The sequence below is a fragment of the Kitasatospora albolonga genome (assembly GCF_039535905.1).
GTDB lineage: Bacteria > Actinomycetota > Actinomycetes > Streptomycetales > Streptomycetaceae > Kitasatospora > Kitasatospora albolonga.
The window spans coordinates 43453-65991 of record NZ_BAAAYB010000157.1 but is presented as its reverse complement, the minus strand read 5'-3'; the positions used below and the strand labels follow the sequence as shown (position 1 = coordinate 65991).

General features: G+C 73.5%; 19 protein-coding genes. 12 read left to right on the top strand and 7 right to left on the bottom strand.

The features are described from left to right. Nucleotides 1-21 precede the first annotated feature (21 nt). Nucleotides 22-1797, bottom strand: coding sequence for a 3-hydroxyacyl-CoA dehydrogenase family protein (locus tag ABD946_RS40875; protein ID WP_345290790.1), 1776 nt, complete (start codon nucleotides 1795-1797; stop codon nucleotides 22-24). A gap of 440 nt (nucleotides 1798-2237) precedes the next feature. Between ABD946_RS40875 and ABD946_RS40870 the strand changes: the two genes are divergently transcribed. Continuing rightward, on the top strand, nucleotides 2238-2930 hold the full coding sequence (locus ABD946_RS40870; protein ID WP_345290789.1) for a maleylpyruvate isomerase family mycothiol-dependent enzyme: 693 nt from the start codon (nucleotides 2238-2240) through the stop codon (nucleotides 2928-2930). A 67-nt stretch (nucleotides 2931-2997) separates the two neighbouring features. Here the strand turns inward: ABD946_RS40870 and ABD946_RS40865 are convergent, their stop codons facing one another. Continuing rightward, the gene (locus tag ABD946_RS40865; protein ID WP_380149106.1) at nucleotides 2998-4500 is read right to left on the bottom strand and encodes an MFS transporter; all 1503 of its coding nucleotides are present in this window, start codon (nucleotides 4498-4500) and stop codon (nucleotides 2998-3000) included. A gap of 101 nt (nucleotides 4501-4601) precedes the next feature. After that, on the bottom strand, nucleotides 4602-5249 hold the full coding sequence (locus ABD946_RS40860) for a TetR/AcrR family transcriptional regulator (RefSeq protein WP_345290787.1): 648 nt from the start codon (nucleotides 5247-5249) through the stop codon (nucleotides 4602-4604). A gap of 411 nt (nucleotides 5250-5660) precedes the next feature. Between ABD946_RS40860 and ABD946_RS40855 the strand changes: the two genes are divergently transcribed. After that, on the top strand, nucleotides 5661-7001 hold the full coding sequence (locus ABD946_RS40855; protein ID WP_345290786.1) for a type I glutamate--ammonia ligase: 1341 nt from the start codon (nucleotides 5661-5663) through the stop codon (nucleotides 6999-7001). Nucleotides 7002-7188: 187 nt separating this feature from the next. Here ABD946_RS40855 and ABD946_RS40850 read toward each other — a convergent pair whose 3' ends face one another. Further along, complete coding sequence (locus ABD946_RS40850) at nucleotides 7189-7839, bottom strand: CGNR zinc finger domain-containing protein (protein WP_345290785.1); 651 nt, start codon at nucleotides 7837-7839, stop codon at nucleotides 7189-7191. A 133-nt stretch (nucleotides 7840-7972) separates the two neighbouring features. On the opposite strand from ABD946_RS40850, the gene ABD946_RS40845 reads away from it, so the two are divergent. From ABD946_RS40845 to ABD946_RS40835, 3 genes are all read left to right on the top strand, one after another. After that, nucleotides 7973-8521: an HPP family protein gene (locus tag ABD946_RS40845; RefSeq protein WP_345290784.1), complete on the top strand. Its 549-nt coding sequence runs from the start codon at nucleotides 7973-7975 to the stop codon at nucleotides 8519-8521. Nucleotides 8522-8636: 115 nt separating this feature from the next. Beyond that, nucleotides 8637-9275, top strand: a complete 639-nt coding sequence (locus tag ABD946_RS40840; protein WP_345290783.1) for an HD domain-containing protein — start codon at nucleotides 8637-8639, stop codon at nucleotides 9273-9275. Nucleotides 9276-9354: 79 nt separating this feature from the next. Next, a complete protein-coding gene (locus tag ABD946_RS40835) occupies nucleotides 9355-10872 on the top strand; it encodes a vanadium-dependent haloperoxidase (RefSeq protein ID WP_345290782.1) in 1518 nt (505 codons plus the stop codon). Between the two features lie 66 nt (nucleotides 10873-10938). Here the strand turns inward: ABD946_RS40835 and ABD946_RS40830 are convergent, their stop codons facing one another. From ABD946_RS40830 to ABD946_RS40820, 3 genes are all read right to left on the bottom strand, one after another. Further along, on the bottom strand, nucleotides 10939-11895 hold the full coding sequence (locus tag ABD946_RS40830; RefSeq protein WP_345290781.1) for a transporter substrate-binding domain-containing protein: 957 nt from the start codon (nucleotides 11893-11895) through the stop codon (nucleotides 10939-10941). A gap of 11 nt (nucleotides 11896-11906) precedes the next feature. Further along, entirely contained in the window at nucleotides 11907-12650 is a 744-nt protein-coding gene (locus ABD946_RS40825) for a hypothetical protein (protein WP_345290780.1), read from the bottom strand. Between the two features lie 107 nt (nucleotides 12651-12757). After that, nucleotides 12758-13627, bottom strand: a complete 870-nt coding sequence (locus tag ABD946_RS40820; protein WP_345290779.1) for a HipA family kinase — start codon at nucleotides 13625-13627, stop codon at nucleotides 12758-12760. A 92-nt stretch (nucleotides 13628-13719) separates the two neighbouring features. Between ABD946_RS40820 and ABD946_RS40815 the strand changes: the two genes are divergently transcribed. The 7 genes from ABD946_RS40815 to ABD946_RS40785 all read left to right on the top strand — a co-directional run bounded on the left by ABD946_RS40815 (nucleotide 13720) and on the right by ABD946_RS40785 (nucleotide 22504). Beyond that, nucleotides 13720-14160 carry an SRPBCC family protein gene (locus tag ABD946_RS40815; RefSeq protein ID WP_345290778.1) on the top strand — a complete coding sequence of 147 codons (441 nt, stop codon included), beginning with the start codon at nucleotides 13720-13722 and terminating at the stop codon, nucleotides 14158-14160. Nucleotides 14161-14461: 301 nt separating this feature from the next. Further along, nucleotides 14462-15640, top strand: a complete 1179-nt coding sequence (locus ABD946_RS40810) for a glycosyltransferase (RefSeq protein ID WP_345290777.1) — start codon at nucleotides 14462-14464, stop codon at nucleotides 15638-15640. Between the two features lie 333 nt (nucleotides 15641-15973). After that, the gene (locus ABD946_RS40805) at nucleotides 15974-17464 is read left to right on the top strand and encodes a sugar transferase (protein WP_345290776.1); all 1491 of its coding nucleotides are present in this window, start codon (nucleotides 15974-15976) and stop codon (nucleotides 17462-17464) included. Between the two features lie 34 nt (nucleotides 17465-17498). Next, nucleotides 17499-18836: an O-antigen ligase family protein gene (locus ABD946_RS40800; RefSeq protein WP_345290775.1), complete on the top strand. Its 1338-nt coding sequence runs from the start codon at nucleotides 17499-17501 to the stop codon at nucleotides 18834-18836. Further along, nucleotides 18833-20512 carry a lipid II flippase MurJ gene (locus ABD946_RS40795; protein WP_345290774.1) on the top strand — a complete coding sequence of 560 codons (1680 nt, stop codon included), beginning with the start codon at nucleotides 18833-18835 and terminating at the stop codon, nucleotides 20510-20512. The genes ABD946_RS40800 and ABD946_RS40795 overlap by 4 nt, the downstream gene beginning before the upstream one ends. Next, nucleotides 20502-21317: a polysaccharide deacetylase family protein gene (locus ABD946_RS40790; protein ID WP_345290773.1), complete on the top strand. Its 816-nt coding sequence runs from the start codon at nucleotides 20502-20504 to the stop codon at nucleotides 21315-21317. The genes ABD946_RS40795 and ABD946_RS40790 overlap by 11 nt, the downstream gene beginning before the upstream one ends. Further along, on the top strand, nucleotides 21314-22504 hold the full coding sequence (locus tag ABD946_RS40785) for a glycosyltransferase (RefSeq protein WP_345290772.1): 1191 nt from the start codon (nucleotides 21314-21316) through the stop codon (nucleotides 22502-22504). Before ABD946_RS40790 ends, ABD946_RS40785 begins: the two co-directional genes overlap by 4 nt. The last annotated feature ends 35 nt before the right edge of the window (nucleotides 22505-22539 follow it).

Genomic DNA, 22539 nt, shown 5'->3' with positions numbered 1-22539 from the left:
CGGCGGCCGGCTGACGGCCCGTCACCGGCGCACGTGGTCGCGGAAGCCGCGACCCGTCTTGCGGCCCAGGCACCCGGCCGCCACCAGGTGCTCCAGCAGCGGTGCGGCGGCCAGGCCGGGCTCGCGGAACTCCTGGTGCAGCACCTTCTCGATGGTCAGCGAGACGTCCAGGCCGACCACGTCCAGCAGCTCGAACGGGCCCATCGGGTAGCCGCAGCCGAGCTTCATCGCGGTGTCGATGTCGTCCACCGTGGCGTAGTGCTCCTGGAGCATCCGGACGGCGTCGTTGAGGTACGGGAAGAGCAGCGCGTTGACGATGAAGCCGGCCCGGTCACCGCACTCCACCGGGTGCTTCTTCACGCGCGCGCAGAGCTCCAGCACGGTGGCGGTGACGTCCGGCGCGGTCAGCACGGTGGAGACCACCTCGACCAGCTTCATCGCCGGGGCCGGGTTGAAGAAGTGCATGCCGATCACGTCCTGCGGCCGCGAGGTGGCGGTCGCGCAGCTGATCACCGGCAGCGAGGAGGTGGTGGTGGCGAGCACCGCGCCCGGCTTGCAGATCTTGTCCAGGGTGGCGAACAGCTCCCGCTTGACCGCCAGGTCCTCGGCCACCGCCTCGACCACCAGGTCGGCCTCCGCCAGCTCCTGGTACGAGCCGGCCGGGGTGACCAGGGCCAGCGCGGCGTCGCGCTGCTCCTCGGTCAGCCGGCCGCGCTTGACCGAGCGCTCCAGCGAGCCGGCCAACTGGGCCTTGGCGGCGTCCGCCTTGGCCTGGCTGCGGGCGGTGAGCACCACCTGGTAGCCGGCCTTGGCGAACACCTCGGCGATGCCGGTGGCCATGGTGCCGGAGCCGCAGACGCCGACGGTGCGCACCTCGCGCCCGGCCGGGCGCTCGACGGCGGCGGCGCCGGCCTCGGCCACCACCCTGGAGGAGCCGGGGGCCTGGTAGGTGTAGAAGCCGCGCCCGCTCTTGCGGCCCAGCAGCCCGGCCGCGACCAGCTGGCCGAGGATCGGGGCGGGGGCGTGCAGCCGGTCCCGGGACTGCTCGTACATCGCCTCCAGGACGGTGCGCGCGGTGTCCACGCCGATCAGGTCGAGCAGTGCCAGCGGGCCCATCGGCAGGCCGCAGCCGAGCCGCATGGCGGCGTCGATGTCCTCCCGGGTGGCGTACTTGGACTCGTACATCGCGGCTGCCTGGTTGAGGTAGGCGAACAGCAGCCCGTTCACCACGAAGCCGGCCCGGTCCCCGGCGGCCACCGGCTCCTTGCCCAGGTCGCGGGCGAACTCGGCGGCCTGCTCGGCCACCTGAGGGGTGGTCAGCACGGTGCGCACCACCTCGACCAGCTTCATGGTGTGCACGGGGTTGAAGAAGTGCAGGCCCAGCACCCGCTCGGGGCGGCTGGTGGCGGCGGCGATCCGGGTGACCGAGAGCGCGGTGGTGCCGGTGGCCAGCACCGTCTCCGGCGGACAGATCCGGTCCAGCTCGGCGAACAGCTCCCGCTTCAGCTCCAGCTGCTCCGGGACCTCCTCGATCACCAGGTCGGCGGTGGCCGCGGCGTCCAGCTGGTCGCCGACCGAGACCAGCGCGAGCAGGGCGGTGCGCTCGTCCTCGGTCAGCCGCTCCCGGCGGACGGCGGCGGCGGTGGCCTCCTCGATCCGGGCCAGCGCGGTGGCGGCCTCGGCGGGGCCGGCCTCGATGCCGATCACCCGGCGGCCGCTGCGGGCCACCGCGACGGCGATGCCGGCACCCATGGTGCCGAGGCCGACCACGGCGACGGTGGGGAAGGGACGCTCCATTGTCCTGACTCCTTGTCATGGGGACCGCGCCGCCCTCCCCGGCCCGGCGCGCGGCTCGTCGTCGAGCGGCGGCCCGTGTGGGGCGGGGGAGGAGGGTGTGGCGGCGCGGAGGCGGGAGATGACGGTTGCGGCGTCACGCGGGCAGGCCGGTCCGCTCCGGCTCTGGCGTTGGACTGCCGTGGTTCTCAGGCGCACTGGTGAGGTGTGCCGGGTCCGCCAGGGTGCGATGGCACGGCGGACGCGGCCCCGCCGGTGCGGCTCCCGAAGCCCGGCGGTGGTGCGTGCGGGTCACTGTAGCGAAGTTACTTCCAGGTAGGAAGAGTTCCGAGGTGACAAGGCATCGGTGAATTTCCGCCGGGACGCGGCTTCCCCGCGCGCGGAGGGCGATGCTCGGCCGGTAGGCAGGGACAGGCGTAGGACACGAGAGTCGGGGACAGGACATGAACGACTTCGGCACGGCGGAGCGGATCGCCCAGATCAAGGCGGCCTCCGACCGACTGGGCGCACTGATCGCGGAGCTGACCGACGAGCAGGCGCGGGAGGCCACCGAGCTGCCCGAGTGGACCAGGGGCCACATCCTGGCCCACCTGGCCGGCATGGGCCCGGCCTTCGCCCGCCAGGCGGAGTACGCGCTGCGCGGCGAGCAGATCGCCGTCTACGACCGGGGCCCGGCCTCCCGCAACGGGCTGATCGAGGCCAACCACGACAAGCCGGCCCAGTGGCTGCGGGACGCCTTCGCCCAGGGCTCCGAGACGCTCTTCGCGGCCTGGGAGAAGCTCGGCGAGGAGGACTGGCAGCTCCCCAGCCCCTACCGGGGCAGCCTGCTGGCCACCCAGCTCTCCTACTGGCGCGAGGTCGAGCTGCACGCGGTCGACCTCGGCCTCGGCTACCGGATCGACGCGGTCACCGACGAACTGGCCGACCACCTGCTGCAGTTCCTCGCCGTCCGGCTGCCGGCCGGGGTGGCGGCGGTGCCGGGCGACGGCGGCCCGGCGATCGGCGACCCGCAGGCCACCGTGACGGTCCGCGGCACCCGCCGCGAGCTGGCCGGCTGGCTCTCCGGCCGCCCGGCCGCCACCGCGCCCACCGCGGACGGCTCGGCCGTCCTGCCGGAGATCGGCGACTGGCCGTAATGGCGTAGCGAAAGCACGAGGGCCCCGCCTCCCGGAAAGGGAGACGGGGCCCTGATGCCACGTCAGGTCAGTGCGCCATCACCGGGACGGCGTCCTCCTGCGCGGCACCGGCGGCCGGGGCCTCCGGCTTGCCGGTGTTGATCAGCAGACCGGCGATCGCGGCGGCCAGCACCATGATCCCGAAGGACCACCAGATGGCGGTCTGGAAGCCGTGCACCATGCCGTTCAGGCCGAACAGCTGCGGGTTGCCCGCGGCCTGGGCGGCGTTGTCCTTGAGCCAGGCCGTGGTGGCGCTGGCCGCGATGGTGTTGAGCAGCGCGGTGCCGATGGCGCCGCCGACCTGCTGCGAGGTGTTGACCATGGCCGAGGCCACGCCCGCGTCCCGCGGCTCGACGCCGTGGGTGGACAGGCTCATGGCCGGCATGAACGAGGTGCCCATGCCGAGGCCCATCAGCACCAGGCCGGGCAGGATCAGCGAGACGTACTTGGTGTCGACGTCGATCTGGGTCAGGATCAGCAGCCCGAGCGAGGCGAGCAGGAAGCCCGGGACCATCAGCATCCGGGGCGCCACCTTGGTCATCAGGCGGGCGCCGATCTGGGTGGAGCCGGTGATCATGCCCGCCACCATCGGCAGGAAGGCCAGGCCGGTGACGATCGGGGTGTACTTCAGCACGACCTGCAGGTAGTAGGTCAGGAAGAGGAACAGGCCGAACATCCCGATGATCGCGACGCCGAGCGAGGCGTAGACGCCGGCCCGGTTCCGCTCGGTGACCACGCGCAGCGGCAGCAGCGGGGCCTTGACCTTGCTCTCGACCAGGACGAAGGCGGCCAGCAGCACGGCGGCGGCGACGAACAGACCGATCGTCACGCCGGAGCCCCAGCCGTCCGACTCGGCCTTGGTGAAGCCGTAGACCAGGGCGACCAGGCCGGTGGTGACCAGCAGCACGCCGGGCACGTCGAGCTTGTTGCGGTTGCGGCCCTCGGTGGGCTCGCTGATCACCAGCACGGCGCCGGCTATGGCGACCAGGGCGAACGGGATGTTGACGTAGAAGGTCCAGCGCCAGTTCATGTACTCGGTGAGCAGGCCGCCGAGGATCAGGCCGATGGCACCGCCACCGCCGGCGATGGCGCCGTAGATGCCGAAGGCCTTGGCGCGCTCCTGGCCGGAGGTGAACATCACCGCGAGCAGGGAGAGCGCGGCCGGCGCGAGCAGGGCGCCGAAGACGCCCTGGAGGGCGCGGGCGCCGAGCAGCATCGCGGTGTTGACCGCGGCGCCGCCGAGCGCCGAGGCCAGCGCGAAGCCGACCAGGCCGACGATGAAGGTGCGGCGCCGGCCCCAGAGGTCGGCGATCCGGCCGCCGAAGAGCAGCAGCGAGCCGAAGGCCAGCGCGTAGGCCGTGATGACCCACTGGCGGTTGCCGTCGGAGATGTGCAGGGCGGTCTGCGCGGAGGGCAGGGCGATGTTCACGACGGTGGCGTCGAGCACCACCATCAGCTGGGCCAGGCCGATGAAGACCAGGGCTTGCCAACGGCGCGGGTCGGGCGCCGTGTTGGATCCGGACAAGGGGATACCCACTTAGGTGCGAGAGCGTGCGAAAGACGAGCGGTGTGCTCGGGAAGAAGTCACGGGACGCGCTCGGGCTCTGCCGGGCGCGGGTTTCCGACGGAACGTCAGTGCTTGTGGCGCTTGAGGTCCTCCATGGCCGCGGGACGGCCGGGCAGTTCGGAGCGGGCCGGGGCCCGCATGCCGTCCAGCAGGAGCAGCAGGTGGCGGCGGGACCAGCCCTCCGCCGTGAGGCAGCCGGTGCCCGGCAGCGGCCTGGTCAGTTGGGTCACCGCGACAAGGTAGTCGCCGACACCGACATCGGTGCGGAAGACCCCGGCCTGCTGGGCCCTGGTGATCACCTCGGTCACCAGGGCCATCAACTCCGCACCGGCCTGGGCCAGTTCGGGATGGTCCGGATCGGCGTGCTCACTGACCAGCGGGCAGAGCGCGCTGATCTGCTCCTCGGCGGCGGCCATGGTGAAGCGCACCACGGCCTGGAAGGCGTCGGCCTCCTCGGCCATGGCGGCCCGGGCGTGCTCGGAGACGCGGCGCATCACCGAGCAGGCGACGTGGTGGACCAGCTCGCGCCGGTCGGCGAAGTTCCGGTAGACGGTCGCGTTCCCCACCCCGGCCCGGCGGGCGATCTCGTCCAGCGGGACGTCCGGCCCCAGCTCGACGAGGGCCTCGCGGGCCGCGTTGACGATCCGCTCCCGGTTGCGGGAGGCGTCGGCCCGCAGTCGTGGTGCGCTCGCCTCGGTGGCGGTGGCTGTCATCGGTCCAACTCCTCTCCGACCCCCGTTACCGGGGACGGATTCCCCGGATGTTCAGAACATAGCGTCAAACGGGGAGGATGTCCCCGGATATTTCGAGCCGCGGTGTGACCTGCGTCATGTCTGTCGCCGCACTTCTTGACAGGACACCGGCAGCTGTGACCGGGTGGCCCAGGGGCTGTCTCCTTGGTGGGGCCGGGCGGCCGCCGCCGGGGCACGCACCTCGACGCCTTCTCGTCGGTCGCCGATGCTCCGCATGGGCTCCCTCCTCGGCGGCGCCGATGCACGCACCCCAACGACGCCCGCTATCCGACCCCACCAAGGAGACAGCCCCTACCCGATGGAGTGGCACCGCACCGCCGGGCGAGTGACGCGGGCCCGGTGCCCGCCCCGCGCGCGGGCAGCATGAGCGGCATGAACAGCGCACCGTCGCGCGCCGAGCGCGCCGCCCGGGCCCGCCTCGTCGCCTCCCGGCTGACCGCCCAGGGCGTGGACGGAGTCGCCGTCAGCTGGGTGGACAACTCCGGGATCGGCCGGGTGAAGACCTTCCCGGTCGGGCAGTTGGAGCACGCCGCCGAGTGGGGGGTGGGGGCGGCGCCCTGCTTCGACGTCTTCCTGATGGACGACTCGGTCACCTCCAGCCCCTTCACCCGGGGCCCCGACGGCGACCTGCGGCTGATCCCCGACCTGGACCGGCTGGTGCCGCTGGCCGCCCAGCCCGGCTGGGCCTGGGCCCCGGCCGACCGCTACGCCCAGGACGGCACCCCGCACCCGGGCTGCCAGCGCCGCTTCGCGGCCCGGATGGTGGAGGACGCCGCCCGGCGCGGGCTGACCCTGAGCACCGGCATCGAGGTCGAGTGGGTGGTCACCGACGCCGCCGGCGCCCCGGCCACCACCGCCCCCGCGTACGGGCTGCACCGCTTCGCGGACTTCTCCGACTACCTGCGGGACGTGCTCCGGGCGCTGGGCGAACAGCAGCTGACGGTGCTCCAGCTCCACCCCGAGTACGCGCCGGGCCAGTTCGAGGTCTCGGTGGCCCCGGACGGGCCGCTCGGCACCGCCGACACCACCGTCCTGGTGCGCCACACCATCCGGGCCGTCTCGGTCCGGCACGGCCTGCGGGCCGGGTTCGCCCCCGCGCTCACCCCGGAGGGCGTGGGCAACGGCGGCCACCTCCACCTCAGCCTCTGGCGGGACGGCCGCAACCTGGGCAACGGCGGCTCCGGCCCGTACGGCCTGCACCCCGCCGCCGAGCACTTCCTGGCCGGGGTGCTCGACCACCTCCCGGCCCTGCTGGCGCTGGGTGCCCCGAGCGCCGCCAGCTACCTGCGCCTGCGCCCCTCCCGCTGGTCCGGCCCGTACCGCTGCTGGGGGCTGGAGAACCGGGAGGCGGCGCTGCGGCTGATCACCGGCTCCACCGCCGGGCAGGCCAACGCCGAGGTCAAGTGCTTCGACGCCACCGCCAACCCCTACCTGCTGGTCGGTGGGGTGATCGCGGCCGGGCTGGACGGGCTCGACGCGGGCAAGCCGCTGCCCGGCGAGGTGAGCGGCGATCCGGCCGAACTCGGCACGGTGGAGCGGCTGCCCGCGAGCCTGGACGAGACGGCGGACGCCTTCGAGGCCTCGGTGGTGCTCCGCGAGGCGCTCGGCGCCCAGCTGCACGCCGCGGTGCTGGCGGTCCGTCAGGCCGAGGCCGGGCTGTTCGCCGACCGGGCCCCGGAGGAGGTCATCGCGGCCACCGTCGGGCGCTACTGAGGCCCGGCACGCCTAGCGGAACTGACGCTCCGTCGGAAGGCCTACCTCCCGGTAATCGCCCGTCCGTGGCCACAGCTGACGGAGACCGGGTGTTGTCCTGGCCGCGACGACGGGGCGCTCCCTAGTGTCGTTGGTGAAGGAACGAACGTACACGGAGCCGAGGAGAGCGCCATGGGCCGCAGAGCCGTCAGACCGTAGGCCCGGCGGGTTCGCGCAGCCGCTTGCTGTGCCGGGCGACCCGTACCCGGTTCCCGCAGGTGGTGGTGCACCACTCCCGCCGCGCGTGGCTCCGGACGAAGTAGAGGATGCAGCCCGGTGCCGGGCAGGCCCGGACCTGCTCCGCGGCCGGGCCGGTGAGCAGCTCGACGCCGGAGGCGGCGATCTCGCCCAGGGCCACCAGCCGCAGGTCGGGCTCGGTCCAGTGGGCCGTCGCGGTGCCGCCGTCGGGTGCGAACTCCAGCCATCCGGCGGCCAGTCGGGCGGTCCGGTTCACCACGGCCAGGGCCGGGTGCGGCGCGGCGGCGCCGGCCACCAGGGTGCCCGAGAGCTCGCGCAGTGCGGCGCGCAGCTCCAGGTAGCTCTCCAGGTGACCGGGGCCGGCCGGCAGGTCGTCCAGCAGGGCGGCCAGGCCGGGCCGCAGCCGCGCGCCGAGCCGGGGCAGGCAGGAGCGCAGCCAGTCGTCCAGCTCGGTGGGCTCGGTCAGGGCGTCCATCAGGGTGCCCCGGGTGCCGCCGTGCACGTAGGTCGTGTTGACAAGGTCGAGTGCGAGCGGTTCGCCGGTGAGGGGCAGTAGGTCCGTCGCCGTCCGGGTGCCGCGCTGCCGAGTCGTGCTGCTCATGAGCCCATCATGCCTCTCCGCCCGCCGCGTCCGGTCCCGGTCCCGGAGGAGGCGCGAAGGCCACCCTCCAGCTAATGTGTACCATGCCGAAAAGGCATTAGCAGCGTCTCGCGACGAATCCGAGGGAGTCCTCATGACCAACCTCTCCGCCCCGCCGGCGGCACCGTCCGCCGCCCAGCCCGCCCCCAAGGCGAGCCCGTTCGCCTCCAAGGCCCCGGCCCGGCCCGGCCTCTCCGCCATCGGCGTCGGCACCCTCGGCTCGGTGGCGGCCCTGGTCGCCCTGGTCGCGATCGGCGTGGCCCTGCACCAGATCGTGCTGATCCCGCCGCTGGCGGCCAGTGCCGCGCTGGTCTTCGGCGCGCCCGCACTGCCGCTCTCCCAGCCGCGCAGCGTGATCGGCGGCCAGCTGATCTCCGCGCTGGTCGGCTTCGTGGTGCTGGCCGTGGCGGGCCACTCGATGTGGGCCGCCGGGGTGGCCGGCGGTCTGGCGCTCGGCGCGATGATGCTGGCCCGCACGCCGCACTCGCCCGCCGCCGCGACCGCCGTGATCGTGGTGCTGACCCAGCCCCACACGGTGAAGTTCCTCGCCCTGCTCGCGCTCGCCACCGTGGTGCTGGTGGTGGTCGGCATCGTCGCCGGGCGCAGCGGCAGGACCGCCAGGTACCCGAGCTACTGGTGGTAGGCACCACCGCCCGCTGAGCCCCGTACCGCTCAGCCCCGTACCGCTCAGCCCCGTACCGCCGCGCACCACCCCGCCGTGCTCCACCCGCCCCCGACCACTTGTGAGGAGCCACCTGATGGCCGTTCAGATCGCCGGCATCGAGATCCCGGACAGCAAGATCGCCAACGAGGCGACCGAGCTGATCCGCGAGGCCACCACCGACCTGGTGTTCCACCACTCCCGCCGGGTCTTCCTCTGGGGCGCCCTCCAGGGCGAGCGCCGCGGCCTCACCGTCGACCGCGAACTCCTCTACGTCGGCGCGCTCTTCCACGACCTCGGGCTCTCCGAGCAGTTCCGCGGCTCGGGCCGCCGCTTCGAGATCGACGGGGCCGACGAGGCCCGCAAGTTCCTGCTCGGGCACGGCGTGCCGGAGGAGTCCGCCCGCCTGGTCTGGGAGGGCATCGCGCTGCACACCACCCCCGAGATCCCCACCTACATGGCCCCCGAGGTGGCCCTGGTCACCGCCGGCGTCGAGCTCGACGTGCTCGGCATCGGCTACCACGACGTCTCCGACGAGGTCCGCGCGGCCGTCACCGCCGCGCACCCCCGGCCGGGCTTCAAGCAGCAGATCCTGGCCGCCTTCAACGAAGGCATCGCCCCCCGCCCCGCCACCACCTTCGGCAACATCAAGGCCGACGTGCTGGCCCACTTCGACGCGGACTTCGTCCGGCCGAACTTCGTCGAGGTGATCCTGCAGTCCGACTGGCCGGAGTGAGCCCCGGCTCGTGACGGCCGCCCCCGTGACCGACGACCGGTCACGGGGGAGACCATGCAAGGCAACTTGGAGAAGGAACGTGAACCCCACCAGCACCTTCCGAACCACCGCCCCGGGCCGCCGGTTACCGGCCGTGGTGACGGCGGCAGCGCTCGGCGCGGCCCTCCTCACCGTGGTGACCGGGGCCCCCGCGGAGGCCAGGAGCGACCTGGCCGCCCCCCGGCCGGGGGACAACGCCGTCCTCCAGTGGAACACCCAACTGCTCGACGCCCTGAGGACCGCCACCGCGACCTCCGGCAAGAACACCCCGCCCCCCGTCGGCCCCCGGGCCATGGGCGTCCTGAACGCCTGCGTCTTCGACGCCTGGGCCGCCTACGACGGCCGCGCCCGGGCCACCCAGCTGGGCGACCGGCTGCGCCGCCCCTGGTGGCAGCGGACCTCCGCCAACGAGCGGGCCGCCGTCAACTACGCGGCCCACCAAGCGCTCAACGACCTCTTCCCCGCCCAGCGCGCCACCTTCGACAAGAAGCTGCGCGAGCTCGGGTACGACCCGGCCGCCGCCCGGCCCGAAGCCACCGTGGAGGAGGCCCGCAGGGCCGGCACCCCGGCCGCGGTGGCCGGCGCCTCCTGCGGCGCGGTGCTGCGCGACCGGCACGCCGACGGCTCCAACCAGCTCGGCACCCCGCCGTACTCGGCCGCGCCCGGCACCTACGTCCCGGCCAACCCGCCGCAGGACGAGAACCACTTCGACCGGGCGGCCCTGGTCCACCCGGAGCGCTGGGCACCGCTGGTGCAGAACGGCGTCGTCCAGCAGTTCATCACCCCGCAGTTCCCGGACGTCCGGCCGTTCGTGCTGAAGGACCCGGCCTCCTTCCTGCCCGCCCCGCCGCCCGCCCCCGGCACCCCGGAGTCGGACGCGGCCATCGCGAAGCAGCTGGAGCGCAACGCCGCCCTGACCGACCGTCAGAAGGCCATCGCCGAGTACTGGATGTTCCCGGCGGAGACCTCGGGCGGCATCACCCTCGACTGGGCCCGCTACCTCTCGCACCGCGACCGGCACTCGCTGGACGAGGACGTCAAGACGCACTTCGCGCTCGGCCTCGCCGAGGCGGACGCCGGCGTGGTGATCTGGGACTCCAAGCGGACCTTCGACTACGCCCGCCCGATCACCCTGATCCGGTACGAGAAGTCCGGGCAGCAGGTGCGCGGCTGGGGCGGCCCGGGCCAGGGCACGCAGACCTTCGACGGCTCGCAGTGGCGCCCCTACCTGCCGACCCCGGCCTTCGCGGCCTACGTCTCCGGGCACACCGGCTTCACCGCCACCGGTGCCGAACTGCTCAGGCTCGCCACCGGGAGCGACCGCTTCGGCGGCTCCGCGGTGATCAAGGCCGGAAGCTCGAAGTTCGAACCGGGGCACCCCGCCACCGACGTGCGGCTGTCCTGGCCGACCCTCAGCGCCGCCGCCACCGAGGTGGGCACCTCCCGCCTCTACGCGGGCGTGCACTGGGAGTTCGACCACGAGGCAGGCACCGCAGTAGGACACCAGGTCGCCCGTGCGGTCTGGTCCGAGGCCCAGCGGTTCATCAACGGAGGCTGACGCACCCGGGCCTCGGTGACCCGGGGCCGCACCGCGACGGCGGAGCGGCCCCGGGTTCTGCCGCTCTCAGCTGCCGGGGCGCTGCTGCTGACTGCTCTTCGGACTGCACCACTCCGTGATGGTCTGCTTGGGCTTGTACGCGTGTTCGGTCAGTGCCCGGTCGCCGGCGGCCGACCCGAACCAGGTGCTGAACGAGCGGAACCACCGCTCGTCGCCCAGGTACTGGTCGAGTGCGTGGTCGATCTGCAGGCACAGGGCGCTGTCCTCGGGGCGCAGGGCGATGCCGTAGAGCTGGGGCGAGGACCCCGGGTCGTAGTCGATGTACCGGTACAGGTCCCTTCCCGGAGTGGCGATGCTGCGGCCCAGGAGGATGACCGCGTCCGACAGGAAGACCTGGTCCGAGTGGTCGCGGATGGCGGTCAGGCAGTCGTCGGAGTTCTGCCGGGGGATCGCGTTGAAGGGCTTGTCCCCCCGGCCCTCCGGGCCGAGGAGCTTCTTCACCGCGTCGGCGGCCGTGGTCTTCTCCACGTAGCAGACGTTCAGGTTCTTCAGTCCGTCGAGGTCCGCCCTGGTCAGCGGGCTGTCCTTGCCGACCATGATCCCGAGGCTGGTCTGCAGGTAGGGGCCGGCGAAGATGTGCGTCGCGTTCCGCTCCAGGGTGTAGGAGATCGTCGAGACGGCGACCTGGATCTTCCCCTTGTCCAACTGGGCTTCCCAGCTGTTCACGTTGATCGGGGAGAACGTCACCTGGCGGCCCAGCAGGTCGCTCAGCACCGCCTTGGCCATGGACGGTTCGAAGCCCACCGGCTCGCTCGCATCCGCCGGCAGCTGGCTCAGGTTGGGCTGGTTGTTCTTGAACCCGACGATGAGTTGGGGGTTCGGCGTCGACCGGCTGGGGCTGGGCGAGGCCGTGTTCGATGCAGGGGGGGAGGGACTGGGGTCCACCCGCCCCGTCCCGGGCCCGCAGGCGCAGAGCAGCAGGACCAGGACCAGCCCGTTTCCGGTGCTCAGAATTCTCCGCAACAAGTCGGCCGTCACTTCCCGGAGTTGTGGAACTTGGCCAGCTGGATGTACGCCGTCAGCTCGCAGTTGCGGTCCGGATGCACCGTCAGGAGCAGGTCCACCTGTTTCACCTTGGGCGGGATCCGGACGGTGACGGTGTCGCCGCTCCTCGCCTTGGTGGGTTCACCGGGTCTGTTCCGGTCCTTCGCCGGCACCACGTCGCCGAGCCGCAGCACGTCGAAGGTGGAGGCACCGCAGTCGCCGAGTCCGGGATACCGGTCGACCAGTGCGACGCTGATGTCCAGGCTGTTGAGGTTCTTCGGTACGGCCAGCCGGGCGGTGGCCGTGACGGTGGGCTCGTTCCGGTCGGCTGGCCAGTCGATCTGACTGGTCACGTCGACCGGTTGGTTGGCGAAGTAGTGCTGCCCCGCGATCCCGATCGAGACGGTCAGGGTGGTGGCCATGAGCAGCGCGGCGACCGCGTAGCCGGGGCGCAGCGTCCAGCGGTTGAAGGCGATCACGCTGCTGGAGAGCAGGGTGGCGGCGGCCAGGATGAAGGTGCCGGCGGCCAGGCCGTCGGCACCCAGCGCGACGGCCCGCCAGACGCCGAGGGCGGCGCTGGCGAGGACGAGTGCGGCGAGGACGGCGCCGGCCGATTCGCGGAGCTTGGACCGGCGTGCGGGGGTGGCGGGAGGTGCGGGTGCGCCGGAGGCGGGGCCGGCGGGCGGCGGTGGGGGAGCGGCCGGCCCGGAAACCCCGTTCGAGGTCGGTGGCATGGCCACGAGTATGGCGGCGGCACGGCCGGTGTGCACACGTATTCGAGGATTGATGAAGTGTTTGAAAAAGCCTACGCAGAACGGGTGTTGAGGAGTATGACGATCCGTCAGCGGGTCTGCGGCTTGCCGCTCAGGTCCGGGACGTCCTGCAGCCAGGCCGGGCGGCCCGCCCGGGTGGCCGCGGCCCTGGAAGCGGCGGTGTGCGCCAGTTGCTCGGGGGTGGGGAAGTCCTCCGGCAGCCAGGCCGCCGACTCGGCGGCCCGGGCCGCCAGTTGGGAGACGTACGCCTCGCGCAGCAGCTCGGTGGAGTCGAAGCCCGGCTCGTCCGCCAGCCACTCCTCGGGTACCAGGGCGACCACCTCGCGCAGCAGCTCCGGGGTGACCAGCGGGGCCAGCGCGGCGTCGGCCGCCTTGACGTCCGGGGCGTACCGGCCGAGCGCGTGCTCGCTGAGGTCGTAGCGCTTGAGCAGCGAGGCCGCCGCGCCGGACCAGCGGTGGTGGAAGACCAGGCCCGCGCCGTTGTCGATCAGCCAGAGCTTCCCGTGCCACACCATCAGGTTGGGGTTGCGGTAGCTGCGGTCCACGTTGGCGGTGAGCGCGTCCAGCCAGACGATCCGGCCCGCCTCCACCGGGTCGACCTCCAGCAGGCCGTCCGTGAAGTCCCGGGCGCCGGGCAGGTAGTCCATGCCGAGGTTGTGCCCGGCGCTGGCCCGCAGGATGTCCTGGATCTCCTGGTCCGGCTCGTGCGCGGCGACGGCCGGGTCGAAGTCCACCAGCACCAGTTCGGGCACCCGCAGGCCGAGTCGGCGGGCCAGTTCACCCACGATCACCTCGGCCACCAGCGCCTTGTGTCCCTGGGCCGCACCCGCGAACTTGACCACGTAGGTGCCCAGGTCGTCGGTCTCGACGATGCCGGGCACGGAGCCCCCGGCGCGCAGCGGGTCCAGGTAGCGGAGAGCGGTCACCTCGGTCAGCACACCGGCCAGCCTAACCCGGTGCCCGCTGTGATTGGCTTGGGCCGGCGGCGGTACCGCTGCTGTGCGAGGGAACGGAAGAGGAGAGTACAGAGATGGGACAGGTGCAGGCCACCACCGAGCGGGTCCTCCCCGGGGCGGCTCCGGAGCGGGTGTTCGAGGCGCTCGCCGACTACGCGGTGATCCGGCCGAAGCTGCTGCCGGAGCAGTACAGCGAGTACGAGGTGCGGGCGGGCGGGCGCGGGGCCGGGACGCAGGTGCACTGGAAGCTCCAGGCCACCGAGAAGCGCGTCCGGGACTGCCTGTTCACCGTCACCGAGCCGGGCGGGCGCACCCTGGTGGAGACCGACGCCAACTCCTCGATGGTGATCACCTGGACGGTCGCCCCCGAGGGCACCGGCAGCAAGGTCACCGTCCGGGCCACCTGGACCGGCGCCACCGGCATCGGCGGCTTCTTCGAGCGCACCTTCGCACCCAAGGGCCTCAACCGGATCCACGACCAGATCCTCGTCAAGCTCGCCACCGAGACCGCCTGAGGGCAGCGCAGCGACCTCAGGGGCGCGAGGAACTGCGCGAGTCCGGAAGGCGGCCCGGGGCGAGGTCGGGGCACGTCAGCCAGTTGCCCGTGCTGCCGTTCCCCGGCGCGCCCCGCGGCGGAGCCGCCGATCAGCAGGGCCCCGCGCCCCCAGGGTGACCACTGACGCCCGCGCCCCGGGGTGACCACCTTCGCCCGCAGACGGCGGCCCGCCGTTCCCCGTACGGGTGGTCGTTGTCACCGGTACGGGTGATGGTGCCCCGGACCGGTGCGGCGGCGAACCTAGGCTCGCCGCCGTGCCGATGACTATCCTTCACGTCTCCCAGCCCGTCGACGGCGGCGTCGCCCGCGTCGTGGTCGACCTGGTCCGAGGTCAACGCGAGGCCGGCTGCCGGGTGTTGGTGGCCTGCCCGCCCGAGGGCAGGCTGGCCGCCGAGGCGGCGGCCGCCGGGGCGCTGGTGCTGGACTGGGAGGCCGGGCGCTCGCCCGGGCCGGGCACCGCGGGGGAGGCCTGGCGGCTGCGCCGGATCGTCCGCGGCACCAACCCCGACGTGCTGCACCTGCACAGCTCCAAGGCCGGTCTGGCCGGACGGCTGGCGGTGCGCGGCTCGGTGCCCACCGTCTTCCAGCCGCATGCCTGGTCCTTCGCCGCCGTCACGGGCGCGGTGGCCGCGGCCACCCTGCGCTGGGAGCGGCTGGCCGCCCGCCGGTGGTCGCACGCGGTGCTCTGCGTCAGCGGGCAGGAGCGGGCCGACGGCGAGGCCGCCGGTCTGACGGCCCGTTGGCAGGTGGTGCCGAACGGCGTGGACCTGCGCCACCACGCCCCCGCGGACTCCGCCGCGCGCCGGGCCGCCCGGATGTCGCTGGGCCTCGACCCGGCCGCGCCGCTGGCGGTCTGCGTCGGGCGGCTCTGCCGCCAGAAGGGCCAGGACGTGCTGCTGGCCGCCTGGCCCGCCGTCGTCTCCGCGCTGCCGCAGGCCAGGCTGGCCCTGGTCGGTGGCGGCCCGGAGGCCAACGCGCTGGCCGCAGCCGTCCGCGAGCTGCCCGAGCCCTCCTCCGTCCGGCTGGCCGGGGACGTCGCCGACCCGCGGCCCTGGCTGGCCGCCGCCGATCTGGTGGTGCTGCCCTCGCGCTGGGAGGGGATGGCGTTGGCCCCGCTGGAGGCGATGGCCACCGCCCGCCCGGTGCTGCTGACGGACGTGCCCGGGGCCCGCGAGAGCCTGCCGCCGGAACTCCTCGCGCACGGGCTGGTGGAGCCGGAGGACCCGGCCGCGCTCGCCCGACTGGTCGTGCGTGCGCTGAGCGATCCGATCGAATGCGAACGCCTCGGTCTGATCGCCCGGGAACGAATGTCCGATCATCACGATGTCCGAGGGGTCGTCCGGCAGGTGGGGGACCTCTATCGAACCCTCCTCCGGGAGGAGGTCCCCGCGCCGAGGCTCGCCGAGGAGTCCGACACCCGTGTCCCCGGGCGGTTCTGATCGTTTCTCAGACCGTGAATGCTCGCCGCGAGGGTGCTGCCGTGTTCGCATCTCGACCAGGCGGCCGAGGATTCAAAATCCGAAAGTCTTATTAATGGGCGGGTGGAATGAAATGGCAAGTCAGCTTCCTGGAACCAAGCCAGCGTTCGGTATTGTCTGATTTTGCCTGCTTCGCTGTCATTTCTGAGCGCCGTACTCGGAAATACCCGAATAGCCGCCCGTGGCAGCAGGCGCTACCTGGACCGCATCCGTCGGCCGGGATTACCTCGTCGGTCCGACTCGGGTCCGGGTGTCCCGTCAAGACGGGTACACAGCAGGGGAGTTCGTGCGCTGATGACCATTGACCACGAGAGTGTGCCTCGGCCGGGCCGCCCGGTGCCGCCCCCCTCCCGCCGGGTCGCCACCGAGCTCCTGGAGCGGCGACCGCCACGACGACCGGCCACCTCCCGGCCCGCCCCGCCGATCAGTCGGCGGTACCGCCGCCGGGCCCCGTTCCGGATCGTCCGCCCGGCCGCCCTGGTCACCGTGGACTGCCTGGCCCTGGCCGCCGCCATCGCCCTCACCGACCCGCTGCACGCGGCCGCCGCCGTGCTGCCCTTCCTGCTGGCGCTCAACCTGGCCGGCGGCCTCTACCGCAACCGGCTCACCCTCTCCGCGCTGGACGAGTTCCCCGCGCTCGCCGCCCGGGCCACCGTCGCCACCGCCTTCGCCGTCACCCTGGCCGCCTGCCTGGAGGGTTGGCCCGACAGCCCCGCCTCCCCGCTGCGGCTGCTCGCCCTGCTGGCCGTCTTCCTGCCCGTCGCCGCCACCGGCCGGGCCCTGGTCTACCGGCTGCTGCGCCGCGGCCGCCGCCGCCGGCCCAGCCCCACCCTGGTGCTCGGCGCCGGCCAGCACGGCCAGAAGGTCGCCGCCGCCCTCGCCGAGCACCCTTCCTACGGCCTCAGCCCGCTCGGCTTCCTGGACTCCGAGCCGGTGCTGCTGGCCGAGGACGCCAAGCTGCCGGTGCTCGGCAGCCGGGAGGAGATCGGCCGGGTGATCCGCCGTCACCGCATCCGGCACGTGATCGCCACCGACAGCACCACCGACGACCCCGAGACCGCCGCCAGCCTGCGCAAGGCCGCCCAACTCGGCTGCGAGGTCTGGCTGGTGCCCTCCCTCCGGGAGTACGGCGCGGTCCGCAGCAAGGACCAGGACCACCTCTGGGGCTTCCCCTGCCTCCAGGTCGGCCGCCCGGCCATGCAGCGCCCCGGCTGGCTCGCCAAGCGCATGCTCGACGTCGCCGCGGCCGGGTTCGGCCTGCTGCTGGTCTCCCCGCTGCTCGGCGCGGTCGCCCTCGCCGTCCGGTTGGACACCGGCCCCGGCGTGCTCTTCCGCCAGCAGCGCACCGGTCTGGACGGCCGGGTCTTCACCGTCCTCAAGTTCCGCACCCTGCGCCCGGCCAACGAGCACGAGTCGGCCACCCACTGGAACATCTCCCAGGACCACCGGATGAGCCCGGTCGGCCACTTCCTGCGCAAGAGCTCGCTGGACGAGCTGCCGCAGCTGTGGAACGTGCTGCGCGGCGACATGAGCCTGGTCGGCCCGCGCCCCGAACGCCCGTACTTCGTCATGCGGTTCGGCCAGGCCTACCCCGAGTACGCCGACCGCCACCGCGTCCCGGTCGGCCTCACCGGCCTCGCCCAGGTCAACGGCCTGCGCGGCGACACCTCCATCGAGGACCGGGCCCGCTTCGACAACCGGTACATCGAGAGCTGGAGCCTCTGGCTCGACGTCAAGCTGCTCTTCCGTACCGCCGCCCTCATGCTGCATCCGGACGGGAGCTGACGACCAGGTGGCCCTGACCCTTCCTCACCACCGGGTGTTACCCGCCCGGTTGACGGCCCGCACCCACCGGCTCCAGCGGCCCAGCCTGCTGGCCGCGGCCACCGTGCTGCTGGTCTGCGTGCCCACCGGCGAGAAGGACGTCACCGCCGCCGTCCACGTCACCGCCGCCGACCTCGCCTCGCTGGCCCTGGTCGCGGTGACCGGCCTCGCCCTCCTGCGGGGCCGGCTCCCGGCGCTGAACCGCACCGTCTGCGTGCTCTTCGGCGCGGTGGTGGTGGCCGCCGGGGTCGCCACCGTGCACTCCATCGACCCCTCCACCAGCGTCACCGGCTTCGTCCGCCTGGTCCAGGTCTTCGTCCTGGTGCCGGCCGCCGTGCTCTGCTCCCTGCGGGACCGGACCGACCAGCAACTGGTGCTCGGCTCCCTGGTGCTGGCCGCCCTGGTGCAGGGCGTGGTCGGCGCCAAGCAGTTCCTCACCGGCACCGGCGCCTCCTACACCGGGCAGCCGATCCGGGCCATCGGCACCTTCGGTGCGCTCGACGTCATGGCGATGTCGACCGTGGTCAGCTTCGGCCTGATCGCCGCGCTCGCGCTCGCCCTCGGCGAGCGGGGGCCCGGCGGGCGGCGCGGCCTGCGGCTCTCGCTGTACGCCTCCGCCGCGTTCCTGCTCTTCCCGCTCGCGGTCTCCTTCAGCCGCGGCAGCTGGATCGCCACCGCCGTCGCCGTCGCCGTCCTGCTGCTGCGGGCCGACGCCCGGCTCGCCCTGCGCGGCGCGGTCATCGCCCTCGCGCTCGGCGTCGTCGCGATCGGCGGCCTCGGCCTCGGCGGCGCGGGCGTCACCGACCGGCTCACCAGCATCGGCTCGGTCTCCTCCGCCCCCGACCAGTCCGTGACCGACCGCTACGACCTCTGGGGCACCGCCGTCCGCATCTGGCAGGACCACCCCACCACCGGAGCCGGCCCCAAGGCCTTCCAGCAACTCCGCGACAGCCACGCCCCGATCCGCCTCTCCTCCGGCAGCGACGCCGCCGACTCCCAGATGGGCTTCACCCGCGAGCCCCTCCTCTCCCCCCACAACATGTACTTCCTCGTCCTCAGCGAACAGGGCCTGATCGGCGCCCTCGCCTACCTGGCCCTCTTCCTGACCCTCCTCCTCAACTGCCTCCGCAACGCCGGCCCGGACGCCTCCGGCGGGAGCGGCGCCGCGTCGGCCGTTCCCCGCGGCGTGCGGCTGGCGGCGCTCGGACTGCTGGCGTGGGTGGTCGTCGACTTCCTGTACGCGGACATCGGGGGAACCACCACCGTGCTGACCTCGGTGATCCTCGGCCTGGCGATCCGGGCGGCGTTCCCCGGGGAGGCGGCGCAGCGGTGAGCACCGATCAGCAACTGGCCGTCGCCGAGGTCCCCGCGCCGCGGACGGAGAGCACGCCGCCCCGCCGCGACTTCCTCGCCCGGGCCTTCGGGGTCACCGCACTGCTCACCGCCGCCGGCTCCGCCTTCGGCCTGCTCCGCGACCTCCTGCTGGCCCGCTACTTCGGCGCCAACCAGGGCACCGACGCCTTCCTGGTCGCCTGGACCGTCCCCGAGACCGCCGCGCCGCTGCTGATCGAGGACGCGATGGCCTTCCTGATGGTCCCGGCGTTCAGCCTGGCCCTGGTGCTGCGCGAGGAGCGTCCCCACGGCCCGGACCCGGTCCGCCAGTTGGTCCGCGCCACGCTGCCCTGGCTGCTGCTCTCGCTCTGCAGCCTCTCGGCCGCCGTCGCCGTAGGCGCCCCGCACCTGGTCGGCTTCCTGGCCCCCGGCCTGGCCGACCCGGCGCTCGCCGTCAGCTGCACCCGGATCACCGCCCTGACCATCCTCCCGTTCGGTGTGGCCGGCTACCTTGGCTCCGCCCTCCGGGCGCACCACAGCTTCACCGCCCCGGCCGGCATCTACGTCGCCTACAACCTCGCCATCCTCGGCATCCTGCTCACCGGCCACACCGTCTGGGGCGTCAAGTCCGCCGCGATCGGCGTGGCGACCGGCAGCGTGCTGATGGCGGCGGTGCTGGTCGGCCCGTTCCTGAAGAAGCTCCGCGGGGCCAAGCGCCGCAAGTCCCGCCGGGGGACGGCCGGGCTGGTGCTGATCCCGCTGGCGATGCTGCCGGTGGCGGGCTTCACCCTCACCCGGCAGTCCCAGGTGTTCATCGAGCGGCACCTCGGTTCGGGCCTGCCCCCGGGCACCATCTCGCACCTGAACTACGCCGCCAAGATCTCCCAACTCGCCATGACGGCGGCCATCCTGATCTGCACCGTGACCTTCCCGGTGGTGGCCCGCGCGCTGGCCGCCGGTGACCTGGGGGCGGCCCGGGACCGGGTGGAGAAGGACATCGGCCAGGCCACGGCGCTGGTCCTGATGGGCACCGCGTTCATGATGGCCTGCGCCCCGTCGGTGGTGGCGCTGCTGTTCGAGCGCGGAGCCTTCACCGCCCACGACACCGCCGCCACCGCCGCGGTGATCCGGGTCTACAGCTTCGGCCTGCCGGCCCAGGCCCTGATCGGGGTGATGGTCCGTCCGTACTTCTCGGTCCGCCCGGTGGTCCGCCGGGCCGACGAGGACCCGGCCAGCTTCCGGGTCACCCGGCTGGACTGGTACCCGGTCGGTGCGATGGCGCTCGGCCTGGTGGTCACGGTGGCGGTCGGCCTGGCCGCCACCCCCCGGTACGGAGGCCTCGGCCTGGCGGCCGGGAACGCGGCCGGGATCACCACCACCGCGGCGCTGCTGATGCGCGGCCTGCTACTGCGCGGGATCGCGCTGCGGGTGCCGAAGGTGATCAGCGGTCAGGCCCGGTTGCTGGCGGCCGCCTTGGGCGCCGCCGTCCTCGGCTGGCTGATCGACGGTCTGGTCCGGGACCCGCTGCTGGCCACCCTGCTGGGCGGTCTGACCGTCCTCACCGTCTTCGCCGCCCTCGCCGCCGCCCTCGGCGCCCCCGAGGTGCGCGCCCCCCTCCTGGCCGCCACCAAGGCCCTCCAACCTTCGCCCGCAGAAGGGAAGCCCCATGGACGTTGACTCAGCCCAGCACCTGCGCCTGCCGGCGCAGGCCCGCTCCGGCAGGCCGAAACCCCCGGCCGGCCTGGGCCGGACCGCACCGTGGATCCTGATGTACCACTCGGTGGCCGACGAGGAGGAGGACCCGTACCTCCTCACCGTCAGCCCCAGCCGGTTCGCCGCCCAGATGGAGTGGCTGCACCGCACCAACCGACGCGGCGTCAGCGTCCGCGAACTGCTCAGGGCCCGCGCGGCGGGCCGGGCCGACCGGCTGGTCGGCCTGACCTTCGACGACGGCTACGCCGACTTCGCCCGGCACGCCGTCCCGGTGCTGCACCAGTACGGCTTCACCGCCACCGCCTACGTGGTGCCCGACCTGCTCGGCACCGAGAACGGCTGGGACATCGAGGGCCCGCGCAAGCAGCTGCTCACCGTCGACCAGGTGACCGATCTCGCCCGGGCCGGATGGGAGATCGGCTCCCACGGCCTCGGCCACCGCGCCCTGCCCGGCCTCTCCGCCGAGGCGCTGGCCGTCCAGACCAGGGAGAGCCGGCGGGCCGTCGAGGAGCTGATCGGCGGCCCCGTCACCGGCTTCTGCTACCCGTACGGCGCGGTGGACCTGGCGGCCACCCTGGCGGTCCGGGACGCCGGCTACGACTACGCCTGCGCCATCGCGCACGGCGGGCTCACCGGCCGCTTCGCCCTGCCCCGGAGCTACGTCGGCGACCGGGACGGCGCATGGCGGCTGCGGGCCAAGCGCGGCCGCCACCGGTTCCGCGACGTGGTCACCGGCCTGCGCCGCAGCCCCCGGAGGTCGGTCCGGTGAGGGTCCTGCACGTGATCACCGGCCTGGCCTCCGGCGGGGCCGAGCGCCAGCTCGAACTGATGGTCCGCCACCTCCCGCCGCGGTACGAGTGCGAGGTGGCCACCCTGACCAACCCCGGCAGCGTGGCCGAGGCCCTGCGCGCCGACGGCGTCACCGTGCACGACCTGCGGATGCGCGGCAACCGCGACCTCGGCGTGCTGCCCCGTCTCACCGGCCTGATCCGGCACGGCCGGTACGACCTGGTGCACACCCACCTGTACCGGGCCATGCTCTACGGCCGCCTCGCCGCCAGGCTGGCCGGGGTCCGCCCCGTGCTGGCCACCGAGCACTCGCTGCACGCCACCGTGATCGAGGGCCGCCCCGTCACCCGGGGCGTCAAGTCCCTCTACCTGGCCGCCGAGCGGCTCGGCACCACCACCGTCGCGGTCTCCCGGCAGGTCGCCGCCACCCTCGCCGACTGGGGGGTCCCCGAGCACCGGGTGGCGCTGCTGCCCAACGGCATCGACGCCGCCCGCTACGCCCTGCCCACCGCCTCCCGCCTCGCCCTGCGGCAGAACCTCCGGGCCGAGCTCGGCCTGCCGCAGACCGCCTGGGTGATCGGCGCGGTCGGGCGGCTGGTGCCCGGCAAGCGGTTCGACCTGCTGGTCACCGTGCTCGCCGAGCTCACCCGGCTGGCCTCCGAGTACCCCGCGCTGCGGGAGCCCTGGCTGCTCCTGGTCGGCGCCGGCCCCGAGCGGGACGCCCTGCTGCGGCAGGCCGCCGATCTCGGCGTCCGGCACCGGATCGTGCTCACCGGCGAACGCGGCGACGTGCCCGAACTCCTCACGACCGTCGACGCGTTGGCCGCCCCCTCGGCCGAGGAGACCTTCGGCCTCACCGTCCTCGAGGGCCTGGCCGCCGGGCTCCCCGTCCGCCACAGCGCCTGCCCCGCCCTCGACGACCTCCCGCCGACCGCCGCCCCCGAGGCGGCCCGCCTCCCGCAGACCGCCGCCGCGTACACCACGGCCCTGTGCGAGCTCTGGTCCCGCCGCAGCGCCCCCCTCCCGATCCCGGACGCGGTCCGCCACTACGACATCGCCTCGATCGCGGAGCGGCTGGGGACGGTCTACGACCAAGTGACGCGCGCCCAGGGGCGCGAGGAACTGCGCGATTCGGAAGGCGGACCAGCGTTCAGCCGGGCTCGGTGAGCCAGATGCACGCGCTGCCCTGACGCCGCGCGCCC

Excerpts from the sequence above, each read along its gene's own strand:
- ABD946_RS40875 (WP_345290790.1), bottom strand. The coding sequence starts at position 1,797 with ATGGAGCGTCCCTTCCCCACCGTCGCCGTGGTCGGCCTCGGCACCATG.
- ABD946_RS40870 (WP_345290789.1), top strand. The coding sequence starts at position 2,238 with ATGAACGACTTCGGCACGGCGGAGCGGATCGCCCAGATCAAGGCGGCC.
- ABD946_RS40860 (WP_345290787.1), bottom strand. The coding sequence starts at position 5,249 with ATGACAGCCACCGCCACCGAGGCGAGCGCACCACGACTGCGGGCCGAC.
- ABD946_RS40855 (WP_345290786.1), top strand. The coding sequence starts at position 5,661 with ATGAACAGCGCACCGTCGCGCGCCGAGCGCGCCGCCCGGGCCCGCCTC.
- ABD946_RS40850 (WP_345290785.1), bottom strand. The coding sequence starts at position 7,839 with ATGAGCAGCACGACTCGGCAGCGCGGCACCCGGACGGCGACGGACCTA.
- ABD946_RS40845 (WP_345290784.1), top strand. The coding sequence starts at position 7,973 with ATGACCAACCTCTCCGCCCCGCCGGCGGCACCGTCCGCCGCCCAGCCC.
- ABD946_RS40840 (WP_345290783.1), top strand. The coding sequence starts at position 8,637 with ATGGCCGTTCAGATCGCCGGCATCGAGATCCCGGACAGCAAGATCGCC.
- ABD946_RS40825 (WP_345290780.1), bottom strand. The coding sequence starts at position 12,650 with ATGCCACCGACCTCGAACGGGGTTTCCGGGCCGGCCGCTCCCCCACCG.
- ABD946_RS40815 (WP_345290778.1), top strand. The coding sequence starts at position 13,720 with ATGGGACAGGTGCAGGCCACCACCGAGCGGGTCCTCCCCGGGGCGGCT.
- ABD946_RS40810 (WP_345290777.1), top strand. The coding sequence starts at position 14,462 with ATGACTATCCTTCACGTCTCCCAGCCCGTCGACGGCGGCGTCGCCCGC.
- ABD946_RS40805 (WP_345290776.1), top strand. The coding sequence starts at position 15,974 with ATGACCATTGACCACGAGAGTGTGCCTCGGCCGGGCCGCCCGGTGCCG.
- ABD946_RS40790 (WP_345290773.1), top strand. The coding sequence starts at position 20,502 with ATGGACGTTGACTCAGCCCAGCACCTGCGCCTGCCGGCGCAGGCCCGC.